The organism is Nocardia sp. NPDC052112, from assembly GCF_040680135.1.
Lineage (GTDB): Bacteria > Actinomycetota > Actinomycetes > Mycobacteriales > Mycobacteriaceae > Nocardia.
Genome location: NZ_JBFAWD010000041.1, coordinates 1 through 25044, shown reverse-complemented (window position 1 = coordinate 25044; position 25044 = coordinate 1). Strand labels below are relative to the sequence as shown.

Here is a 25044-nt window from a genome sequence, read left to right as displayed (position 1 = left end):
CTAGGGAACAACCCCGGCCGTTCTCCCGGGTTTTGGGCGTGGTTCGGAGCGCGTCCCGAACCAGCGACGATTCATACCGCCGTATGCTCGGGTTGGCCACGTGCTCGTATAGCTTTGAGGGCGAGCCTAGGACGGTGTTGTTGCCGCCTCACGGCGTAGCAGACGCAGCGTCTCCTGAAGCGCTTCGTCAGCCTCTGAGTGGTAGATGAGACACTCGGCAACGGCCTCGCTCATTTGCGGTCCGCGCAAGCCGGCGGGCAGGTCGCGATGGAGTGCGCTGAGCTGGTCGTACAACCTGCGGATTTCGCGTGCGGCTGTGCGCGGTGCCCAGTTCACGGGAAAGGTTCGCGCGATCTCGTCGAGTACGTCGGCAGCCTGGCCGAAATAGTGGAGTCCGGACGTGTAGCGGCTGGTTTGGTTCGTGGCGTACATTCCTGCGCCGATAAGGCTCCACAGATAAGGTTCGGCTGCGGCGGCGAACATTTTTTTGCCCTTGTTATCGGATCTAATCCGGGAAGGATATGCCTCGGCTCGGTCGCGCAGGTTACCGAAGGTATCTACGAGTGCTGGCGCGAAGCTTCCCTCCGAGTGCACCCGCAAGCTGATATCGGCCGATTTGTACCGGGCCCGAACCCGCGGACCGGACAATTCCGCGAGTCGCTGCACTGCCTCTTGGATATTTGCGATCAATCGCTCACGACGGGGGTCGTCCCGGCTGATGCCGCGGTTGGACACGACTTCTCTGGCTTCGTGCGCGGCTTCGACAATCTTTTCCAGATTGCGGTGAATTTCCCAGAACGGCACTGGAATGTGGTGTAGTGGGTGTGGCCTGGCCAGTGGTTCCCGGACCGCGCCCACGCTATCGAGTACCAGGCACGCGCTGAGCCACATTTCATAGGCGACGGGCTTCCAGCCGGCGAAAGTGAACAGCATCTCGGACAGAGTTTCGTTGTTGAATACTCCCGGGTCGAGCCCGAGTTGGCCCGGGTAAGTAAATTGCTTTTCGAGATGCCTCGCCAGTGCAGTGGTAAGCGCGTTCAGTCTCCGTGCCGCGTCGGTCAACTCCGCGATCGGTGGTGGATCGCCACGATGGACCGCCGCCAGATGAGCAGTGACCTCTTCCCGTGCCTCGGACATCAGCAGCCGAGCCTCGTGGAAGCTCAGCCCGGATGCCCACTCCCCGAGTTCCTGGAATGTGGCGGTGGTGAGATCCGGCAAGGCCGTCTCGCTTCGCAACGGCAGCGCGCGAGGGATATCCACCGTGTCGGTTTCGCCGCCTCGGGTCGGCACCGTCAACGGATCGCCGGGACTCCACTGCGCAGGCGGAGTCGAAGCCCCGAGGGCGTCGAATATCTCTGTACTGGACACCTTCGGGCTCTGGGCCCACGCCGGTCTGGCGGTCACAAACGCACTGCACAACTCTTTGCCGACGAACCGAATCTGCTGCGGGGTGAGTTGACCGTGCCTCGCTGCCCGCCGCAGGCGGATGAGGTCGTGAATGATTCGCTGGATTTCGAAGAACAGGAAGTACACATCCCACACGTTCGGCGGAGCGGATGTCTTCTGCCGTAAGTACTGCGTGGCCGGTCCGGCCCCGGTCAGGTGGTACATGCGGACGAAGTCGATGACAGGGTCACCCGGCCTGGCCAGCTCCCAGTCCACCGCGACCACTTTCCCGGCTCGTGCACCACTCAGGATGCGGAGTAGGTTCCGGAAATGCGCGTCGAGATGCACGATGGCGAACGGTGCTTGAATTTCCGATGACATGACGCGGGAATGGATCCACCGCAGCACCGGTTCGAAGGGCTGCTCCGGGATACCCAGCGCGGCGAAGCAGTCGGCGATTTCATGGAGCGCTGCGCGGATATTGGACATTTCCTCGGCGACGAGCTCCTCGATGAATTTCCGGCGGTCCCCGATCCCCAGGAATGTCTGCCGGTGGAGAGTGTCGAAAAGTTCGATCACCTGGTTGATCAGTTCGTCTGCCACGCCCCCACGTTCAATTGCGTCGGCCAGCTGTTCTGCGTCCAGGTATTCCATGAGGACAACTTCATCGATGCGGCGGCCATCCTGCATTTCGACGTCGTAGAACACCCGGTATACCCGTGGCACCAACGGGTTGTCTGGGTTATCTGCTTCGGCGAACCTCCGATAGACGCGCCATTCGACGAGCTTGGTCTTATCCAGATCGTCCGCAGCGGCCGCATCGTTCGCGGGAATGCGCATCATGAACTGCGGCTTCCCGTCGACGAAGCCGACCGGAACGTTGGCGTTCTTACTCCCCGCCAGCGCCGTCTCCAGCCGTTGAAGTCCCCTCTCGAGAAGTGCCTCGGCAATTTCGTCGGGCATGGCTTCGCCGGTTGTTCCGCCGATCGGCGTGTACCGATCGTTGGTCCTCAGACCGGGTATGGGACGCTCAGCCTCCGGTACCGGATCGCTCGCATGCTCAGGCGCGTTATGGTCGACCGCCGCCGCCAGTCGGCGAAGTGCGCGGCGTTCCACCTGCCGCGGTGGCTCGTCGAGCCGCATCCGATTGGCTATCTCGTCACGTGCCGAACCATGCCAGAACCGGGCCATGAGGTAATCACGCTCGATATCGGGCAGTGCTTCGAGACCGCGTTCGATATCGCGCCTGGTCCGTCCGGGAGCCAGCGCACGAGCCAAGGGATCGGCGGGGTCGACCTGCACGAATTCGATCAATGCGCGCAGCATGGCCTGCCGGAAGAGTTCGAACCGAACGTGTTCGATCGCGCGAGTGCGGGCGTGGGCGATGACTACTTCCAGGTCGTCGCCCCCGTGATCCGCGAGCGTCTCCGCAGTTATCGCGTCGGCCGCTTCGGCGGCGCCCACAACGGCCATTACCTGGCGGAGTACCACATGGTGCGCAGGCTGGGGCGGCGGCGTGCTCGTCGGGCGTCGTCGGCCTAATATTTTTGCCAGATCGTTGGGAGTGAAGGGCTTCGGTCGGCTGGTCGGGGATGTGTCGGGTGCCGGTGATTCCATCGGCCGCGCGGCAGCCGCAGCCGTGGTGGTTATGAGCTCTTCGGGCACCGGGAAGTGGATCGGCTGGAGTGCGCCGGATCTGCGCTGTTCAAAGCTGAATCGCTGTTGTATCGGCCAGGTCCAGGCGGCTCGGTTCTCATCGTGCAAACCTTCGAAGATGGGGCCCGGATCCGCCGGGAATTGCGCCAGTTCGATGGCCAACCGGCGGAGCATCTGCGCGGCCCTGGGACTTTCCGTGGCGGCGGCTAGAGCTTCCAGGCGCGCGAGGCTGACATTCTCTGCTGCGACGCGGCGGACGGTCGCCGTGGACGCGCCGAGCGGGGACCCGTACCGCAGATATATGGCATATTCGTCGGGCCACATCTCGAAGACCGCCGGATATCCGGCGCTGTTCGCAACCCGCACCCGCTCTGCGGAAAGTGCCCCATCATCGACCGGGAAAAGGGTCTGGAATGCCTGCAGGAGCGGTTCGACAGCGACGTCGGCCGGTATCGCGCCCACAAGTGTGAATGTCCAGGTCATGTCCGTCGTCGCCGCGCCGGACGCACCATCTGGCCAGGAGAATCTGTGCAGGCGATGGCGTTCGAACAGTTGATGCGTCGCCAACCATTTCGCCGCGAATGCCGCTCGCCGAATCGCAGTTCTGTACTGGTCGAGGGTCAAATCGCTCGGATCGGTGATATCGGCAGGAACGTCAGCTCGTATGGCGGAGGCGCTCTGCACCGATTCACCTCGGGCGTCGGTGTTGCCATCGGTCCGCAGTGCGTGTGCTCGTGGCCGGATGTACCGGCATGAACCCGACGAATACTGGTCGTCGTGTACCGCGATCATTTTGGTCGGGAAGCGAGTGTGCAGGGCGGCATCGATCATTTTCGAAATGTCGTCGGACCGGGCACCGGTGTACCCGAGGTCGTGACCGGTGCTATCCACATCGTTGAACTGGACCCATGCGTGGGCGTTTCCGTGCGGGTCGAGCGCGTACTCGATCCAGCACCCGACCGGAGGATCGCCGGTTCCAGTATCGATCGTGACCAGGCTCGCATTGCCGGGACCGTCCTCGATGCTCCGGAATTGCAGTGCTTCGGAGGCATGCAGAACCAGCACACCGGAGCGGTACTCCGCGCTGACGACAACCCCGCTGATTCCGAGATCTCGCTCGCGGGTTGTTGGTGAGGACGCGGGCGAATCGACGACGAGCACTCCGGATACCGTGTCCTCGGGGCCGTTGGAGTGCGGATGTCTCGCGACCCGGGCGCCAGGCGGGAGCGGTTCTTCGGGACTGGTGTCCAACTGGTGATGGAGTTCGAACCAAGCGGAATACCGAGTGCCGTCGTCGGAATGAGCGGTGCCGAAGTCGTCCGAGAAGGCTCTGAGCGTCACGGTGGGCTGATGTTCAGAGGGCGCATCGGCGCTGTCCGGCGCGGTAATGGTGACGACCTCGATGTGTGTTTTCCGGATGTCTTCGGTGTCTGTCGCCGACACGACGGCCTCGATCCGGCTGCCCGGCTGCTGTCTTGCTTGCACCACCAACTGGGTGAACAGCAGGTTTGCCGCCGCGACCTGCTCGTTGGTCAGCCACGTGAACCGTTCACCCAGCAACTGCAACAGTTGGTCGCGTGCCGGATAGGCAGCACTTATTCGTGTGTCCTGGTTCTCGGGCGTATCGGTAGCCTCGCGGACGACGAACTGTTCATGAGTATGCGGGACCGGTACGCTGCCGGAGTCTGCCGGAACGGGCTCCACTGGGCTTGCGCCGGGGTCGTCGGCCGGTCGCGGCCGGTGCGGGCGGTTGCCCTGCGCATGTGGTTCATTCCATTCCACCGCGTCGCCGTGAACGTCATCGTGGTGGAAGGCCAGGAACTGGTTGGCGAGGTGTTGCGGCTGTTTGCGACCGGCCAGGCGGTGGCGTTCGGGGGCGAGCGGGTTGTCCCCCGGGTGGTGGAAGGGCTCGGGGTCGACGGCGTTGCGTTCAGGATGTGCGCTGGGGCCGCCGGCAGTAGGGACGCCGGGATCGGTCGACGGGTGCTCCGTCGGAGCATGCTGTGACTCGGCGGACGAGCCCTGAGATTTCGGTGTGCCATCAACGGTTTCATTCGCGGTCGGCTGGGGTTGATCGCCAGAATCCACGACCGGACCCTTCAGCTGGCGAAGCAGAGCGAGAGTCCGATCCACGGCGTCGGCGACCGATGTGTCGAGGACGAGCAGATTGGATGCGGTCTCGCCGATCACTCGTAGCCGCAGATAGTTCGGCGCAGTACGCTCTCGCGCCTGGAGTCGTTCATATAGTTCGCGTGTGGCGGCGGCAGCTGTGTGTGGTATCTGGTGTCCACTCATACGCAGTTCGATAACGTGCAGGGTGTTGCAAAGGCGGCTGAGATGCTCGAGGCCGGATGCGTAGTCGCTGGTTTTGAGCAAGTAGTTCCGCATCACGGTAACCAGACACACCAGATAAGACTCGGCTGCGGCGGCGAAGTCACGCTCGGAGCCGTCTCGTGCCCGATCGAATGCGTTCGCCAGGTCCGACAGCTTGCCGAAGGCATCGGCTACCTCGGGGTCGAGTCGGCCGCTCAACAGCCGCAGATAGCTATCGGCAATGTCTGTGTAGAAGGTGAGGTCCTCGTTCCCGTGATCCATGGGCACGGCCAGCGCTGAGATCATGTGTTCGAGATTCGTTGCCCTCGGATCGGTGGACGGACTGGGTGTGTCTCCGACGTGCGCCGATTCGGCCAGCAGTTCCAGCCTGTGCGCGAGAAGTCCGGTCCTTACCGAAAGTTCACGAAGGTTTGTCTGTAACTCGCTTTGCATCGTAATGCTCCCGATGCAGTCGAACACCGCGTTTGTGCTGGCATGCATTTCGCGGGCGATCGGCGCCCATGCCGCGAGATAGTTCGCGAGGTACGACAATGCTGCGTCGTCGAGCATTTCTACATATTGCGTATCGCCGAGGAATGCTATTCCATCGGTGACGCTCTCCCACAGGGAAAGGATGATCGCATTCAGCGCACGTGCCGGCACGGTGATCGCTTCCCCGGACAACGGCAATGTGCCACGGCGAAAATCGGCCAGCACTTCGGTGATCTTGGTACGGCGCCCGGCCATGATCTGCTGAATCTCGTCCAATGGGACCTGGCGTGCCCATTGCATGAGTTCCGCTAACGGCGCGTCGCGGAAACTCGGCACCACGGTTTCGGTCGGTTCGGGTGGACTGGGGGCGCGATACCTGGGTTCGTATGCGACAGACCGCATCTCGGTGCCGGTTATCTCTAGGGGATGCGGACTCCATACTCCGATGGCCTCGAAATACCGGTGTATGGACAGGTGTGGGAGTCCCTGGCTCCTTCTGGATGCTCTGAATGCATCTGCCAACTCGGTTGCCGCGAATCGGATCATCTCGGGAGTGAGTAGACCGAACACCGCCGCGCGTCTGTGTCGAACAGTGTCGGTAATGGTTCGCTCTATCTGCGATAGCAGGTCGTACATTTCATCGCGGCTGGTTTTGGGCAGGATTTGTCGGAGCAGTTCCGCGCTCGGGCCAGCCCCTTCGAGGAGGCGAATGCGAGCCCAGTCGAAGGCCGGGTCTCCCGGCCTGGCCAGCTCCAAATCCAGGATTATCACTGTATTGTCGATATCGTATAAAATGTTCTTGAAATGTGCGTCGGTATGTATTAGAGCTGGTGCTATCCGCTCATTCTCCGGCACCATGGCCAGCACAGGCGCATAGGGAAATTCAGTTATTCCCAACGCGTCGAAAATGTCGCCGAATTCTGCATTTACTCTTGTGAAGATATTCATTTTCTCGTCGACCAGCTTCTGGACGAAACTATGGAGGTTCATAGTCGCCGAGCGCATACTCGTCTGGTCATGTAGTTTCGCGAGACTCGCGACCACAAGAGCGATCGGCTTTTCCGGAAGATCGTGAAGTAGATCGGCATTATCCACGAATCCCTGGATCTGTACGCCATCGACGACAGTTCCATTAGGCATCACGACACCATTCTTGAGATAGTACAACAGTGGAATCTCGACCTCGATATCGCGTTTGGCGATCCATTCGAGCACCCGTGGTTCGGAGGTCAGTCTGGCGTCCATACTATCGACGCCCGCCTTCCGGATCCGTACCAGAAATGGGCCGACCCGAATATTCAGATTGTAGTTTCCGTCCAGCGCCGACGGCAGTTTGCGCAGCGCTTCCGCGATGATGGCTGCCGCCATTTCGGGTGGCATGTCGATGCCGTCCGACCAGCCCAGGGGCCGTAGATCCTCGATCGGCGGGCCAGGTATCGGATGTTCGGGCGCCGGGTCCGGTGCGAGTTCGGATATCTGGTTGTCCCGCGCTACCAGCGTCGCGGTCAGTTGTGTGGCGACGCGCCGAAGTGCGCGGCGCTCCACCGCCCACGGAGCCTTGTCCAGACGCAGCCGATCGGCAGTCTGTCGGCGAGTCAGTCCGTCCCAGAATCGCGCGTGAAGAAAGTCGCGTTCATCGGGTAATTCATCAAGGCAACGGGTCAGATCGTTGTGGCTCGCCTCGGCCAAGGCGCGAACCATGGGATCGGATATGTCGACCTTCGCATCGATGATGAGAGCGACCAAGAGCGCCTGCCGGAATCGGGCGAAGCGCACATGCTCTATGGCCAGATTCCGGGCAACGGCGAGCAGCGCGTCGGCACCTTGTGCACCTGCCTGCGAAAATGCCTCGGCCGCAATGTCCTGCGCGACGAGTTCGTCACCCACCAATCCATGTACTTCTTCGAGCACAACCCGCATGAGTGCCGTATCGGGATCGGGCTGCTGCTCCACGGTAGCGGCACTCTCTTGCGGTGGTAGGGCTGAAGGGTCGGTTTCGGAGCTTTCCGAGTCGGTCGCCGGTTCGGGCTGCTTTTCGGGCTGTCGGCCGGGTGGGTCGAATGCGTGTCCCTCGGGGTTGGGGCCGATGGCGTTGACTACCGGGCCGAGGTGTCCGCGGGCGAGTCGTCCGCGACGCTTCGGGGCGGGGAGGTCCAGTACCGCAGGGTCGATGCCGCCGTCGAAGTGCAGCTCGGGTCCTTGGGGGTCGCCGAGTCCGGGCGCACCCGCGGTGCCGGAAGGATCGGTGGTGGTTCGGGGGCGGGTTTGTGCGGTCGGCTCATCCGGGGCCGTCACCTCTGGTCGGTCGCCAGGGTTGCTCGGAATCGGTGGTGTGGTTGGGCGATCCGTATCCCCGGGGTCGCCCGTCCGGCGCAGCAGCGCCAGCGTCTGTTCGATCGCCTCCTGCGTTTGGGTGTTTGTCAGGAGTCGATCGAGTGTGGCAGTGTGTCCGCCGGTAGGCGGTCCGGAGCCCGGTGCTGGCGTGGCTGTACCGCTGGGGGCCTCGTCGGCTGTCGGGTCGTTGAGGGTCTGGGCAGCGTGTGGTCCGGCTTCCCCGGGGTTCGTGGCATCGCCGAGATCAACCGATGTGGTTGTATCCAGATCGATTCCCGCCTGCCCCGCCGCCACCGCGAGCTGCGTCCGCTCACTTATTCGCCACTTGCGGTGGATATGTTGTGCGTGTGTGCGGACCTCTGCCGAGCTGATGCCAAGTGCCGCTGCGATCTCCGTGAAGAATCGGCCCGCCACCAGCATCGGGAGGATCTCGGTTTCCTGTTCGGACAGGGGGACGGGGTGCAGATGCTCGGCAAGATTGTCTGCCGCGGGAATATCCAACGTCTCGGTCAGCCTGCGATAGGCCATGAGCACTTCGCGCGGAATCACTTGTCCGACGATGTGCCCCTTGCGCGGCGTCTCCATCAGGCCCTTCATCTCGGACAAGATCTCCGTCACCACCTCACGTGGCGTGGGATGCGCATCGGCATCGGATCGCAGTCCGTAGCGGATGTAGTTGTCCACGGAAACCTCGGCCCCGACAATGGCGATGTGCTGGACATCTGGGCACTGCCGCTTGATCGTCGCCCATACTCGCCGTGCGTGTTGTGGTGTGCAGACGACGACGATGGATTCGACATCATGACCGTGCTCTTGCAGGGCAGCTATGGAAAGCGCCGCATTTTGCCTGGTGTTGCGTGCGTGCGGTTCCTCGATGATTCGGTCGGGGTTCAGGCCCATTTTGGTCGCGGCCAATCCGAATCTGACGGCCTCGGTCGCCCAGTGCCGCTGTTCACGATCCGCCCGGCCGGCCTGCCGGTCCCAACCGGAGAACACCACCGGGATTTCACCGAGTCCCCGCTCGTGCACAAAGTTCGCGGCGACGGCCGACCCGCCGTCGTCTGGGCTACCGACTACGACAACGGCACCGTAGTCGCGTCCGGCATCGAACGCCCACTTCGGATCATTTCGGAGGAAATCCCAGATCGTCGCCAGGTCTTCGGAGTCCATCCACCCTGCGGCCGACGTTGGAGTGTCGGCGGCGTCGGGCGCGGTTTCGGAGGTGGATGACGTCGGCGTGCGGCGCAGTTGTTTCGGGTTGTTCCATGGGATGTGGTCGCCTTGGACCTCGTCGTTGTCGATGTGGCCCAAGTGTTGGTTGAGCATGTGGTTCGGTCGATTGAGGCCGGCGACGCGGTGGGGTTTGTCGGCTAAGGGGTTGTGGCCCGGGTGGTGGAAGGCCATCTCGGCGGGGGGCTCGGTGGTCGGGGATGCGGCCCGAGGCTTCGCGGTGGATTCGGTGTCCGTGTGCCCGCTGCTGTCAGCGCCGGTGACGTCGGCTGCTTCAGTGCCGGGTGTTGGTGAGGCGGTCTCCGAATCCGATTGCGGCACAGCGATTCCGGTGAGGATGATGCCGCCTTCGACCAGGAATCGACCGTGGAATTCGGTCAGTGGTGGGCCGTCCAGGGTGGAGCGATCCGCGATCAGCAGTTGTGCGGTGAATTCGCCTCGTTCGATATCGAACGTGATCAGTATGTCTTTGAAGCGGAGCCGGCGATGTGTCAGCGGGTACCACGCCTTGAGGGCAGCTTCCTTGGCGGAGAACAACACTCGGTCCCAGTGCACGTCACCGTCGGTACCGATCCGGTCGAGCCAGGCGAGCTCCGCGTCCAGCGCCATGCCATCGCGCCGATCATCGGCGATCGGCTCGTTGTATTCGGCGTCGATGCTTACCGCGCGATGGTGCCGGGATACCGCGGCGACGAAGTAGCCGGTTTTGCCGGTAAGGGTGAGGCCCTGTTTGTGGCTGATGCTTCCGACGAGGCCGGGCTGCCAGAGTGGCATTCCAGTCGCCTCCCCACCCGCACGGAGCACCGGCGCGACCGGCACACCGAGGCGTGCCTGCGCGCGGTGCGCGACCGTGCGTCCGTACACGATTTCGCGGCGGCGTACCCCGTCCGGATCTGTCTCGAGAGCATCCAGCAGTACCTGCTCCTCCGGGAGCAGCGCCGCCGTCGGATCCTCGCCGATGATCTCGGCTGTGGCTACCTCGGCGGGCAGGCCGAGACCTTCGATGATCGTCCGTCCCGCCGGCGCTCGCACTTGGCCCGGTTCGACGGTGTCCGGTTGGCCGTTGCCGGCGGTCGGCTCGAGTTCGGTTGTGTCGCCGCGCGACGGATCGGCTTCGCTGTCATTTCGCCCAGACGCTATGGGTGGTGCCGGAAGGCGGTGACCCGTCGGTCGACGCACCGGGGCATCGTCATAGTCCGCGACCGCATCCCAGCGGCCGCGGGTCCAATATGTCCAAGCCGGTAACGGCAGTGGCTCGGATTCAGTGCGGTGGATTTCCGATAGTCGCCGTTCGTTTCCTGGCACATCCTGACTCCAGAACGCGTCTCGTTGGGCGCGGAAGTGGTGGACGATGACGGGCAGCGAGTCCATACCCATCATGTGGGTGACGCCGCGGAAGAGATACAGCGTCGAGGTGGGGATCAGCGCGGCATTGGTCTGACTGTGGCTGATCGGCGAGAACTGGTCTCGGCCGCCGTACACGATAGCCACCGGCACGCGGTAGTCGTCGAATTCGATGCCCCAGGGTTGGACCAACATCAGCGAGTCGTCGGCCCATGCGTGCGGGTAGTTGCGCACACCGCGTTGATAGCCGCGGGCCAGCAGACCCCAATGCATGCCCATCCACATCTCATCCAGGGTCTTGAAAGCATCTTGGTTGTAGCGGATCAGCCAGGTCCCGTCCCGCGCGATCTGTTCGGCCATGTCCGTGAGCTTGGCGACCATGGCTTGCAGATCCGGGCTCCGGTAGATGGCCTGGTTGGCTTCGGCCATGTTCGCCATCCAAGTGTCGCGGCCATCGAGGACGGGTGACGTGCCGACCAGCGAGACGACCTTGTCGACATGCTCGGGGTCGAGCGCACCGACGGCGATCGCCACCGAGCCGCCGCCGGAGCGTCCGAGTACCGAGTAGTGGTCGAAGGCGAACAGTTCTGTCGCGATGTGGATGATGTCGCGGGCGCAGTCGGCCACCGTGCGTCCGGGCAGTGGGTCGGAGTCGCCGTACCCTGGTCGCTCCACGACGATAAGTGTGTATCCGCGCTTGGCCAACTCGCCGGCATCCGGCAGTGGACCGTCGATCCCGACCGGAGTGCCGGGAGACACCAGGATCGGATAACCACGCGGGTCGCCGAGCAGACGGAAATGCACGGTCCTGCCGTCCGGCATCCGCGCTGCGTAGAGCGTCGAGATCTGGCCCAGATCGGCCGTTTCGACGGGCTCGCGCACCGCGCGCACTTTGTCCTCGGGCAGCACTGCGCGGTGGCCGTAGAGGTATCGTGCACTGTCGGTCGAATCATGTTCCTGCCGAACGGTCTTCGGATTCTTCGCGCTGTTCGAAGCGGTACTGGGGTGTTCGAGCGGTCGTGGTGTCGGCGTCGTGGGAATTTCGTCATCCGCAGGATCGGCCGGATCGAGCAGAACAGGTGCCGGTTGGCCTCCAGCGGTCAGCTGATCGGTCCAGTCGAAAATCACTGTGAGGGACTCTAATTCGGCGGCATCGCGGGCGTGGTCGGTACCGAGGGACAGTTCGGTGGCGCGCGTGACCACCCGCATCAGTTCGGTCAGCATCTCGTGGGCCTCAGCCCGTGTCGCACTCCGGCGGCTGACGAGATAGGCCAATGTCATGTTGCGCGCCCGTGCCACCAGGCGGTCGGCGAACACCCAATCGAGCGCCAGCCCCGTGTCCGGACCGGCGGCCACGGGCACGTCATCGATTATTGTCCCGAACGTTCTCAGACGTGCTATCTCGGCGAGGATCTGGTCCTGAGCTTCGTTCAGGGGATCGGACCGAAACGCGATGCCTTCCCGCGTGAGTTGCACACTCCTACGGATCAGTTCGATAGCTCGTTGCTGCAGGATCGCGATCCGATCGACGACGGCCTGGCTCAATTCGACCGGATCGGTGTCGGTCGGGCCCGCATCGGTTTCCGTTGTGGTCGAGTCGGTTTCGTCACCCTCAGGTGATGCGGGTACCGCCGTGAATTTGAATTCTCCTCCGCCCACAGGGGGGTCGGGGATCGGGTGTGCTGTGCCGCCAGTGGGCTGGGCCTCGCTCCGGGGGGTCGGACCGACTGCGGGCTCCGCTGCCTTGGTTGGTTCGGCTGGTGTTGGATCGTTGGAATCGGCTGCGGTGCGCCCTGATGCGAGGTCATTGATGATCGCCCGTATTTGTTCGTCGCCATCGGCGACAGACCCTTCGAAGTGCAGCATCGCGAGCAGTTGCCTGCATGCGTGGGCATTGTGTTGTTCTCCCGGCACGAACGGTGAACGCCTGCCCCCCATCTGCTCATAGCGCTGTCGCGCCCGCTCGAGACCGAGCAGCGTCACCGGGTCCACCGTGCCGCCCGATTGCTCGACTTCGGCTTTGCGCAGCCGGTAGCGCAGGCTTCCCGCCTTGACCTTCTCCACCCAGTCCTGTCGGGTGGTGAGCAGGTCTTCGTCGAATTCCGGGATGGCGCTGGGCGACTTCCCGGCCTTCTCCAGCGCCCAGTTCAACAGGATCCTGGACAGTCGGCCGTGGTAGTCGCCTTTGCCGTGGTGGCCGGAAATGCTCCAGAGTTCGAGGTCTACAGCGGTTTCATAGGGATCGTGACCTGCGCTGACCGCGTTGTTGTACGCGCGGCACATCGCTTCCACGTCCGCGTGTACTCCGTCCAGGCCGCCGAAGTTGGGGTACAGGATGATTCCGTGTTTCCACGTGGGGAACGGTGCGGGTATGTATCCCAGTAACGGGTTGTCCTTGATTTCCGCGATCTCCGCCTCGGTCAGCGGTGACTCCAACTTACGCATCCCGCGGGCCCCAGGCTGTCCCGCTACCGCCGGATACAACGCGACCCCGTATTCGCCGGATTCCACAGGACCAGGCACATAGGTGAGCAACCGATTCTCATCGAGCGCGGATTTCTCATATTCGCTGGCGGGCCAGTGCAGTACACCGAGGTTTATATTCTGCGCGTGGCTGAACTTCCCGGCGCCGTTCGGATTTGTCCGCCAACCGAGCCGTCGGTGCAATTCTAGGATGAATTCCGCACTCAAGTCGTCGTCGAGATGCTGATTTGCGTAGTGCCGGGCGTCCAGCCAGCTCAGCCACTCTTTGCGCCCGAACAGCAGTTCGGGTCGATCCTGGCCGGCGGCGATGGCGACATCCCGGAACTTGTCCTCCATATAGAGCATGAGTTCGAGCGTGCGCTCGGCATCGGTTTCGATGCCGAGCGCACGCTCCAGCTCACGTATCTCTGCGTCGAGTGCTACATCCTCTTCCGACAATCCGGACGCCAGCGCAGATGTCTCCATGTATTCAGCGCGGTCGCTGGCGGCGGAAACGACCGAGGTTTCCGATGGGACGGAAACACCAGGTTCACCACCCGATACTGCATTATCGGATGCATTCTGCCCGGACGGCTCGGTCGCATTGGAACCGTCGTCCTCGTCGATTATTCCGAGACGCAGTGCCTTCATGAATATCGGCACCCGCCCGGAAACTCCGAGCTTCTCACCGATTTTCGCATAGTAGCGCTCGATGGTACTGGGCGCCACCTTCTTTTTCTCGGCGATCTGCTCGTTCGTCTTGCCTTCGGCTATCAGTCGGAGCAACTGCCTGTCCACACGGGACAGATTGAAGACCGTCGATTCCGACGTGTCGGTATTCGAGAGCAGGCCCCGGCGCCTGGCCTCGACGACGGTGGCAATTACGCCCGCGGTACCGAACTTTCTGGCCGCACTGCTGTTCAAATTCGAGACGGTCCTGGGGTTCAGACTCAGCCTTGTTGCGATCTCACTGCGCGACAGACCCGCATATATCAGCTCCAGCACCTCGAACTCACGAGGGAGGAGCCCACTTTCGTCGATCGGTGCGGCGTCGCGCGCTTCGCGCACCTGCTCGCGCTGCCGAACCAGCCGTGCCCGTCGAGCGGCCACATCCCCTACCTCGGCGGGGCGGCTATCGGTCGGTTCCTGTGCTGGCGCGTCAACTTCCGGCGTCGGCTCGTGTTCGGCGGGACCCCATCCATGATGGAAAGCGACTCCGCCGTCCGGAATTCCGGCGAATCCAGGCCCGCCCATGCGTGTTCGGCGCGGTCTGCGTGGGGCGGGGAGATCGAGTGCGGCGTGGAGGTCGGACTCGTGGAAGGGGACGGCGGGTCCGGGTGGGTTGGCACCGCCCCCGCCATGTGGCCTCGGGGCGTTGCCGGTATCGGCAGATGTGGCACCGGCGTCGTTGTCGCGCGACATCGGCTTCCCCGATACGTCGTCGTCGGCGCCTCGATCGTGCACCTCCGGCTTCAGCCCCTGCGGCCCAGGGCGCACGGCAGGGCGTTTCCTGGAAGGTGCGTTCAAATGCTTCATCAGCAGCGCGTAGAGCACTCGATGTCCGTCGGTGGGGTCCTTGTCCGCGAGGTCTGTGTTATTTCCTATAGATCCGCCCACCGCCTTGACAACCGACTCTGCGAGTGCTGCCCGCTCGTTCAGGTGCGGCGATCGGTCGACACGTCCACTGGGAATCGGATAGCAGTACAGGGTGAATTGTTTGCGCAGCCAATCGCTAAAATTCTTGGCGTATCCCCGTTCTCCGTTGGCACGCCCATGGAGCCATCGGGAGAGTAGCGTGGGGAGCGCATCGTCCAATACCGCATTGCCCGCAGCGGCCACCATTTCCAATGCGAAGCGGTACTTGGCCTCGCTGGAATGATTGTATCCACGACCGAATCTGAATTTATTGGAGTAATCGTATTCATACTCATCGTTGATGTATTTCTTGTCGAAGAATATTTCATTCGTGGTGGTGTTGATATTTTCGTCCGGTGTGGCCGCTGTCGACATATCTTCTCGAACACCCGCCGCGCGAGTTTCGATCATTCCGGGGAAGGAGTCGAGCATGGACTCCAGTCCCCCGAGGAATCTGAAGAAGTTCAATGCATCGACACCCGGGATATCGGCCCCGGCTATCGGGACGCCGTGCACCGCCTCGAACTCCGCGACCACGTCCGACAGGGAATCTTCTTCGACGATTCTGCGGCGCCGTTCGGGACGATGGAACTCCGGCGAATCGGTGTCGAGGATATCCCGTGCCTGAGGGTCGATGCGCAGTTGCGCGAACAGCAGCCGATACAGTGTCCGCGCCGCCTCCGAGGCGTTGTCCCAACCGTTGACCAGCACATCGGCTGTCGCCGCACGGGCGGCGCGCGCTACATCGAAACGATGTGGCAACTGCGCATGCCGACCAAGTCGCAGACCCCGGGGCCGGACAACCGATTCGCCGAGTTGACCGCGCACCCACTCCTCGAATTCGCCGAGCTGACGGTGCGCCCATTCCTCGAACGTGTTCTCGGTATCGCCGGTCGGCTGGGGCCGAGATCGGAGGTAGTGCATGAAGAGGTAGTGGAATCCATGTTCGCGGACGACACCCACGCCGGAATCGACGAGTACGGCGCCGATCGCGCCGACCACCGATGCATAAAGTTGTCTACCCCCGGATGTGTCCGGTTTACCCAGCAGCCGCGGGTCCACCGTTATCGACTCGATCAGAATCCGGCCAGTGTCGTCGCGATGCGCTACGACACCGATGCCCATACCGCCGGCGACTTTGCCGACCGTGATGGGAGCGCCACTCTGTACCACGAACTGCGGATATTCGGACAGCAGGTCGCTCATGCCGCGCGAAACGATCCAAGCCTGCTCTGGTTGGGTGAAACCGGCCAACTCGACATGCCATTTGCGCTTCGCCCATTCGGCGACCTCGAGGATCGTGACGCCACGCAACACCTCCAGGTCCGGCCAGTCGCCGGAGTCGTCGAGGACTGTTGTCACCGCGACAGCCCGCGCGTCGGAATCAGCATCAACTACGGCCCGGTCGACGCGGTGCTCGAACCACACCGTCTTGCCTCGTCGATCCAGGTCTACGCCCCAGCCGTCGGCAGTGCTGTTCACCATGACCACGCCCCGGCTCGGCACCTGTTCCCCGTCGACGAGCACCGGTAGGACCTGACTGTTATCGGTGACTTCGACCCGCAGGACGCCCCGGTCCGAGACCGTTGCGCGCACCCAGGCGCCCCCGTCCGTGTACCGGAACACGTTGTCGACCAGCGCCGAGAACGCCAACTCCGGAAGCAATGTCTGACTCGGCGCCGCATCCGCAAGCTGCGCAATTGCGGTGCGAACCGCCTCGATCAAATGGAGCTGTCCCCGGCCGATCAGCACGCCGGTCGCCAGATCCAACGGTGCGTTTCCACCTTGGGCCTCGCTGTAACGGGCAGCCCACCAGTCCGACTCATCCGCCGGTTGATCACGAAAGACCGGGAGGACGAAGCTGACCTCCCGACCCGGTGGGGTCCGCCGCAACACATATCCCCACGACGTGGCCGAGCCGTCCAACTCCACGACCCAAGGACTTTGTGGCCCCGGCACATCCGGTGTCGGCCACGTGCGGCTATCGGTAGTGATCGTGCATTCCAACGAATCGAGCTCCACCAAGGCCTGCCCGCCATCGTGGTCCCCGAACGCATTAACCAACCACCCGCGGAACAACCGCATGGCGGCCGTCGACGAATCGACCTTCGAGTACGCAATTGCCACCCGCGCGCTGTCGCCATGCTCGAACGCACTGTTCAACAACGCGGAGATCATGCGAACAGCGACCGGCCCATTGCCCCCCAACATCCAATACTGTGGCAGGAGCGCCTCGACAATGCCCTGGCCGGTTTCCCATTCTTCGCGGGAGATGGCTACCTCGCGTCGGCTGACGAGCTCTGTGCTGGTCTGCTGGTCCGCTGTTCGATCGTCGGTGTCGGGACTCGCGGGCTCAGCCGGTTCAATCGGTGAGAGACCGTGCGATTGGTCGGGTTCAGGGTTGCCACGGTCCGCGCCGCCGCCGTCGATGTGTACCTCGCCGAGTCGAGGTGCCTGCTTGCGTGCGGGCGTGAATTCGAATTCTCCTCCGTCCCAGGGGGCGTCGGGGTCGGGGACTCCGTCGCCCCAGCCGATGAGGGGGTGGTGCCGCGGTTCTGCGGCGGCGGGTCGGTTCGGTGCGGGTTCGCCGGCGGGTGATTCGACACTCTGCCCAGACCACGGACTGGTCGGCTGGCGGTCATACGGTCCCTCGGGTGTGGCCGCCGCATCGGCTGTGCCGAGCCGTGCGGGCCGGTTCGTTGGAGGAGTCGATGCGGGCTCGTTCTCAGGAGCTGTCGACTCGTGGTGGGAACTGTGAGTTGACGAATCGGTTTCGCTGGTTCCATTTGCGGGCTGGGGCCCGCCCGTGTCGGACCATGGCGTTGGCCTGCTGTGTTTGCGCTCGTGCGATGCCGCACCTGCTTTGGTCGGTTGACGACGGCTCCATGGCGTCTGCCGGGCGGCCTCCTGCGATGCGGCAGGGGGATCGGATGGAACCTGCGGATCTGCGGGTCGGCCTTGGAGGTTCGGATCCGGCCCGAAGCCGGCGCCGTCGACATGGACTGTGCCGAGTTCTTGGACTCGTTTCTTTGCGCGCCGCCAGCCGGGGTTGAGGGGGTTTCCGAGGTCACCGAATATGTCGTCTTCGGGGTTGGGGACCAAGTGCGGGAGTTGACGGTGGGCTTGTGCGGCGGGGCGTCGTCCGGGCAAGTCCGGAACCGATTCCTGCGAATGAGAGCGCCCGTCGAGCCGGTTGCCCGACAAGGTGTCCAGCTGCGTGGGTTTACTGCTGGGTGGTGTTTGGAGCTTGTGTGGGTGTCGGCGTCGAAGGTGTCGATATCTGGGGAGTGGTTTGTGGATGTCCGGGATGGGGATGGGCGTGCCATCGCCACTGAGGATTACATAGACATCTTTGATGTTGTCGAATTTCGGTTCCCATTTGTTTTCGCCGTTTTCGTCGCCCTGGTGATTGCGGACGCGGGGGACGGGTATTTCTCGGTTTTGCGCTGTGGTGTGAGCTGGCGAGGTGGAATGGCGTGTTTCGCTCTGGCTCTGGTTGTCGGGCTTTTCGATGAGAGTGTCGAAGACCAGAACCTCGCCTTCGACGCTCTCGCTGTCCGGATTCTGGTCCGCACGCATGACGTTTACGAAGGTGATGATGTGTGCGTTTGTGCCGTCGTCGGCAACGATGTCGGCCCTATCGATACCGTTTCGTTTGGTGCGAACGGTTTCGGCGAGGGTGGTGAAGCGGGGGTCACCGTCATATCGGATCGGTCGCAGTTGGGCTCCGCGGGTGGCTTCGATGGGCTTCCAGTTTTTGTCGGAGTCCAATACGGGGTCTTCGGGGTCGGGTTCGGGTGAACCGTCGTTGATGAGTGCCAGCGCTCGGTCGACGCGGGCGAATTGGATTGCGGAGTCTCTGATCACCTCGGGGGTGAGGCCGCTGTCCGGCACCACATGCGTGGTCGAGCCATCACCGGTAGGTCCGGGTTCATTGCGCCGACCGCGTCCGGGACGTGTAAACCATCCGAGTGCCGCCGAGCCGCCTGCCAGGGAAAGGAAAATTGCGGCGTCTGCGAACCCGGTCATGCGGGCGCCGGCCGTTTCCAGCACGTAGGCACCGAATGCGCCCGCGACAATTCCGCCGACAGTATTGGCGATCGTACCTACTGAGATCGCTGCCTGGAGGGTCTCCTCGGGAACTATTTCTTGCTGGTACTCGCCGATTTTCTGGTTGCTGTAAAAGAGGGCCACGCCCACGGCTGCCGAGTTGGCCGCCAGGATCAACGGGTCGGTTGTTATCCCCTGCGCGGCCGCGAGGGTTGCCCACGTCGTCATGGCGACTGGATGGATCCACCTGACGTTCATGCGTCGGCGCCACCGTTTCGGTGTCAATGCCGCGAACAGAATTCCGGCGCTGCCGGAAGCCATGACCAACCCCGTCGCAGCCGCAGAATAGCCTGCGGTGTTGATGATGTTTGCCGACTGTATGGTACTGGTCGTAACCGCGGTGCCGGAGAGAATCAGCATCCCGACGCGTCCGCGCAGGAATGGGTCCTTCCACACGGCACGGAAACCGTCGAACGCGCCGGGCTGCTCTTCTTCCTGTTCTTCTTCCTGTGGCGGCGGCGCCAGGGGAAGTTTGCGCAGCGTCAGGAGATTAACCACGTAGGACAGCGCGTCGACCAGGAACGGGAGCCCTGGCAAAAAATATCCGAGCGGAGGGAGGGTGGAGCTGCCCACCGTGGCGGACGCTTGACGCTCCAGCAGTGACAGCGTTATCGCATCCTTTTTCTCTTCCTCCGTCCGGGTCAGCATCCGCCCGATCTTCGTATTGCTGTTTCCGCCGATGGCATCGACGATCGTGACGACAACCGCCGATCCGATGACGGCCTCCAGCGCGCCCGGTAGGCCGGCGAGGAGCCAGCCGCCGGTAATGCTCGTGGCCGCGACTCCGACGGGCAATACGATTTGCAGCATTCGGCGGTTGTCATGCCGGCCCGCAAGGTTTCCGGCCGCGAATTGCGCGAATAGCCCAACGCCCTGGGTGGTGGCTATCACGAGGCCGGTCAACTGCACCGAATTGCCCATCTGATCGACCAGCACCGGGATATAGGCGCCCAAGCCGACGCCGCCGATGGTGGAGATGCCCGCGCCGGCGTAATGCAAGGCGAGATCCTTGTTCTTGGGGGCCTTACTCCGGATCCATTGCAGGAAGTCGGTATTCGGTCGCGTTACGGACCCGTCGGTACTGGGTGTGGGTTTGCTTCGTGGGGCGGATGCTGCTGGTTCGTTCGGGTTTTCGGGGGTGGGTGGTTGGTTTTCGGGGAGGTTGTGGAAGAAGCGGCCGTCGTGTTGTACAGGGAGGAGGCGCGGTTGCTTTCTGGGTGTGGGTTGGTTGCCGCCGGCCTGGTCGAGTTGTGCCATGGCGGTTCGGTGTTCGGCCAGGACGTTTTCGGCGATGTCGCGCAGTCGTTGTGCGGCGGCTTCGGTGTCGGTTGGTTGTTGTTCTTGTGCGGCGCGGGCGTGGACTTTGGCGGCGAGGTCTCGCGCGATTCGTGGGTTGCCGACTTGGGCCACGAGTCGGTGGTAGACCTGGCTGTTTTCCGCAACTGCCGCGGGCGGATCGGAAGCCTCAGTGGAAACGCCGGAATCCGTTGTGGTGCGGGCTGATTCGGATTCGGTAGCGTCGGCGTCCGGGAACTGACTCAGCAGCGGCGGCGCGGAGAACGCGATGCCTGATGCGGCCAGCCACGGGGCGGTGAGGTGGGTGTGCAGGATGTCGGATGCGGCGGTGAGTTCTGTCGCGTGTGGTTGGTGTGTGAGATCCGAATCCGACACCCGGGCTGTGGTTTCGGTGAGCTCGAGAGTGAATGTTCCGCTGCCGCCGTCGAAGAGGTTGATTGTCAACGGGATCGATAGCTGGGTCGAAGTCGACTGCACGGTGCCGACGGTCACCCAGAATTCATTGCCGCTGCTGCCGAATACCGTCTCGGCGTTCAACCCATCTCGATCGAGCAATTCACGGACACGCGGCACAGACCCGACACCCAAGGGGCGCCACAGCTCGCCATCCAGGGTGCCGTAGGTCCCGATCTTGATCGGCGACGGATCGATCTGATGGGCAATCAGCCATTTCCGGTACTGCGTGGAGAATCTCAGTTGAACACCGTGATCCTGCTCACCTCTCAGGAACGTTCCGCTGAAGGCTGGGCTCGACTCCTCCAGCACGCCGTTATTGATCTGCCAGCAGCCGAAGATGATCGGCAAGTCATCAGCATTCGAATACGTGCTGTATAGCACCGCGTGCGCTGCGGGAAGCCCCGGCATGGTGTCGCGGATCTCGGCGTAGCTGACCGTCCGGATATCCTCCGGGTCGGCGCCGATCAGGAAGTATTCCCATCCATGGGTGGTGTACTTCTGGCCGTCCTGGCCGTAGAACAGCCCACCCCGGACGGTCGGCCGTCGTATCGCGCGCCTTATGGCGCCCACGACCGCCTGCGGCTGGTATTTTGCCGGGTCGTTCGGTTGCCGCACTTCGTATTCGACATAGGGAGGCGGCGTCCAATCCGGCATCTCCGTGCTCGCCGGGGGCGGAGTGAGGCCGCGCCGTTCGGCCTCGGCGGCGGCGAGTGCGGTGAGATAGTCGTGTACTACCGTCTCGCCCTCGGTCGGCGTCAGGGTGGCGACCTCGGCGGCCACCATCGACTCCGCCTCGAACTCCTCCGGATCGGACGAGGTGAATTGCCGCGCCATCCACGCCTCGAGGCTCGCGACGTCCTTCGAGCCGTAGGTCGTTTCGAAGTGGTTTTGCACCACGGCGTACGCATCCGTCGTGGTGGTCGAGGCCAGCCTGCGCAGGCGATGCGCCAATTCGTGGACGGTGATGCAACGGTAGGCGAGATCGGGGTCATAGCGCAGCTGTCCGGCCGCGACTTGTTCTATGACGTGGGCGCGCATTCGCGCCGGTGCGGTGAGCCACAATTCGTTGAATTCGATACCGTCAGCGGATTCATGGGCGAATTCGTCGATGTCCCCGGGAGCGCTCCTGAACTCCGACAATTCGGTGAGCACCAGGAACTCGGTGCGCATGTGCTGTACGGCCTCGGCAACCTGACCGACGGTATCCGCGGTGATGCCTGGATTGTGGAAATCGACCATGCGGAAACCATGGTTGCCGCGCATTTCCGCGATCTTGGCCAGCTTGGCTTGCTGCTCCGCCGGTGTCACCGGACGGTATTCCGCCATCAGTTTCCGCAGTCGACGGTAGTACGCGGCTTTCTTCATGGCGGTGCTGGTCAACAGGTCGTGCAGGATCTGCTCTCCGACCGAGGCGCTGGTCGGGTCGTGCTCCATGGCCGCGAACGCTCCGCCCAGTGCCGCGGTCGCGCTGAATCGCCCGTCGCGATCCTTTCCGTAGGCGCGGAACTCGCCCTTCCGCCAGGCATACATCGCATCCGGCGACCAGCGCTTCGGCCCCTGGTGACTACGCCGATGATGGCCGGCGAGTCCGATTGCGTAATAGCCCGCATCCTCCCCGCCGATGTTGCTCAGCGAGTAGCCGAACTCACCCAGAACCAAGCCATAGATCGCCTGATCGAGAGGTCCCACGGCGGTTCCGGCGTGCACCATCTCCGACCATGTCGAGTCCGGGTCGCTGACAAAGTCGTAGGACAACGTGACCGACCGCGTCGACGGGTATCTCGTATCGGTGCCCTCGACATAGTCGCTTGCGATGAATCGTCGGTTGCCCGAGACGGGCCCGATCCCTATCTGGAGTAGTTGGACGTAGGGGTACTTCGTCAACAGCACATGAATCGCGCGGGCGAACTCACGAACGACTTCCACCGCCACGCCGGGCAAATCGAATTCGAGCATGTGCACCGCATGTCGGCGCCACATCTCCGCGGCGACCTCCGCGCCCGTCGCGCACGATGCGAACGGGTCCGGTACGGAACGATCGATGGCACTGGCCGACACCACGAAATCGCGGACCGCACGCGCGAAACGCCGATGCTGTTCGCGCAGCGCCTCGGAGTAGCCGGGATCCTCATACGGCAGCCGCTGCTCCGCGGTGGCGGTCCGCCAATGTTGCTGGAGCCGCCCATCGTGGATCCGGCTGCTGAGGTGCTCGACGAATTCGTCGCTCGAAATATCGGTACCCGAACTCAACGCGTCGAGTACGACCGGCAGTGCGACCTCGGCCAGGCGCAGATACTCCGACAGCACGTCGACCGGAAGCGCGTGGAAGTCCGTGGTGGCCAAGGGGACTCGAGCGCTACCGGCATGCGCGCCCTGCCAGGCCCGATCGGTGGTGGTATCGAGGACGATGTCATATCCGGCGGTTGCAATGGGCTGCTCGGCAGCTCGAACGCTATACAGCGCAGCCGCCAGCCCGACGACAAGCGAACGCGGGGGCAGCGCGAGTTGGTCGGCCGAACCGAGGTCGCGCAACTCGGCGCCCGCTTCATCGAGTGTCTCGCGTGCTTCCTTGGACAGCGCGCTCAGATTCCGCGACGGTTCGGCTCGACCGCCGCCGTCACGGTTGCCGCTCCCAGATCCATGCGCCACGCTGCTGTCCTGCACGCCGTCCGGATCACCAACGGCGCCTTCGCCTCTGAATATGTCTTGCCCGTGCTGCTCGCGCAGGTCCTGGGGCGCCGACGTATCGCTGTGTTGTGCCAGTTGCGAGGCCGTATCTGTATCCGGGAGCCCGGCAGCACGCCCCGAAGCGCCGGAGCCGGGGCGGTCGTTGTCCGGAGGGGCAACCGGAATGCCCAGGCCTGATGCGTCCCCGTGTGGTGTATGCAGTTCGAACCAGGTGGATTTGCCGGTGCCGTTGGCCTTAACGGTGGTTCCGTGGTCGGCCGACAGCATGGCTACCAACGGGCCGCGGCCGTGTTCGGCGTCCCAGTCGGGCATGTCGGTGTCTTCTGGGACGATTGGGCTTTTGTCGGTGACCGTGAACCGGACTTTGCGGACGTCGTCGGAGTCGGTCACGGTGAGGATGACCGCGACCTCGTCCTTGGTCCGCCGCAGCGAATTCGTCACCGTCTCCGAAACCAGCAGTATCGCGGTTTCGACCAGATCCTCGGTGAGCCAGGGGAACTTCTGCGGCAGCGATCGCACCCAGGCGCGAGTACGTCCGGCGGCGCGGACCCACTCTCCTTTCTCACCTACTGCGCCGGTATCTTCTCCGTCTCGGCGGACGATGAATAGTTCGCGGATAGGTGACGCAGCCGGGCCGCTGCGCTTACGGGGTTGCTGCGCAGCAGCGGGTTTCGGCGTTCTGGGGGTGGGCGTCTCCGGTGGTTTGTTAGGAGTCTGTGGTGGTTCGGGTGGTGGCGTGTCTTGTTTGCCGTTGCGTTTCTTGGGTTTGTTGCGGGGGTCCACGCCCATCGTTATGTGGACCAGGCTTCGGTATTCCACCGAGTTTTTGGGTGGCGTGGCGGGTTGCAAGGGTGGGACTCCGCCGATGGCGGGGACGCCACTTTCACGTGGGATTTCTTGGAGTCCGTGCGGGTCCAGCTGCGGTGCTGCGGGCTTTCGCGGAGCGCCGGGGGGATCGGGATTGGCTGTGGTGGCGTAGTCGTTGGGTGGGTTGAGTTCGGTGGGGTGGTCGGCGGGTGTGGCGGGCAGGCGCGGTGCAGGGGTGTTGTTGTGGCGGGGTAGTGGTGGTTCGGAGTCGTGGACGCGGGGTTTTTGGTCGTCGTTTTCGGTGGGTGCCCCGGGGATGGGGGTGTCGTCGCGGGCCGGGGTTTGTGGTCGGTCGGTGAGGGGGATCGCGGGTCGGGGTTCGGGCACCGCGGTGGTGGTTGGGTGCTTGACGATCGGGGGAGCGTCGGGGGGTTGGTCGTGTGATGCGTAGGGATTGCCGAGGATGTTGTAGTCGGTGAATGGTGGGGTGTAGTAGTCGTGTTCTTTTTTCGGGTATTCGTCGCCCTGTGATTCTGTGGGGATGTAAGCGGGCATCGGAGGTGTGGCGAAGGTCCCGTTTTCGCCTGGGGGTTTTCCGATGTGTGGGTGTTGTTCAGGGTCGCTTGGGGTTTGGTCGTTGTCGGTGGGCTGCCCACCTGACATCGCGGGTGGTGGAGTCGGGGTGTCGGGTGTGTTGCCGGGATTCGATGGTCCACGTCCGCTCGGTGGTATGGCGCCTCCGGTAGGGGCTGTTGGTGGGATCGGTTGTGCTGCGGGATCGTTGGTATCCACGTCGAGGGGTGGTGTGGCTGTGTGCCGCTGCTGCGGTGATTC

1 protein-coding gene is annotated in these 25044 nt (G+C 63.3%); it reads right to left on the bottom strand.

Annotated elements, in window-relative coordinates; all coding sequences use genetic code 11:
- Positions 1-126: 126 nt before the first annotated feature.
- Positions 127-24765 carry an MFS transporter gene (locus AB0L58_RS40570; protein ID WP_364396208.1) on the bottom strand — a complete coding sequence of 8213 codons (24639 nt, stop codon included), beginning with the start codon at positions 24763-24765 and terminating at the stop codon, positions 127-129.
- Between the last annotated feature and the right edge of the window lie 279 nt (positions 24766-25044).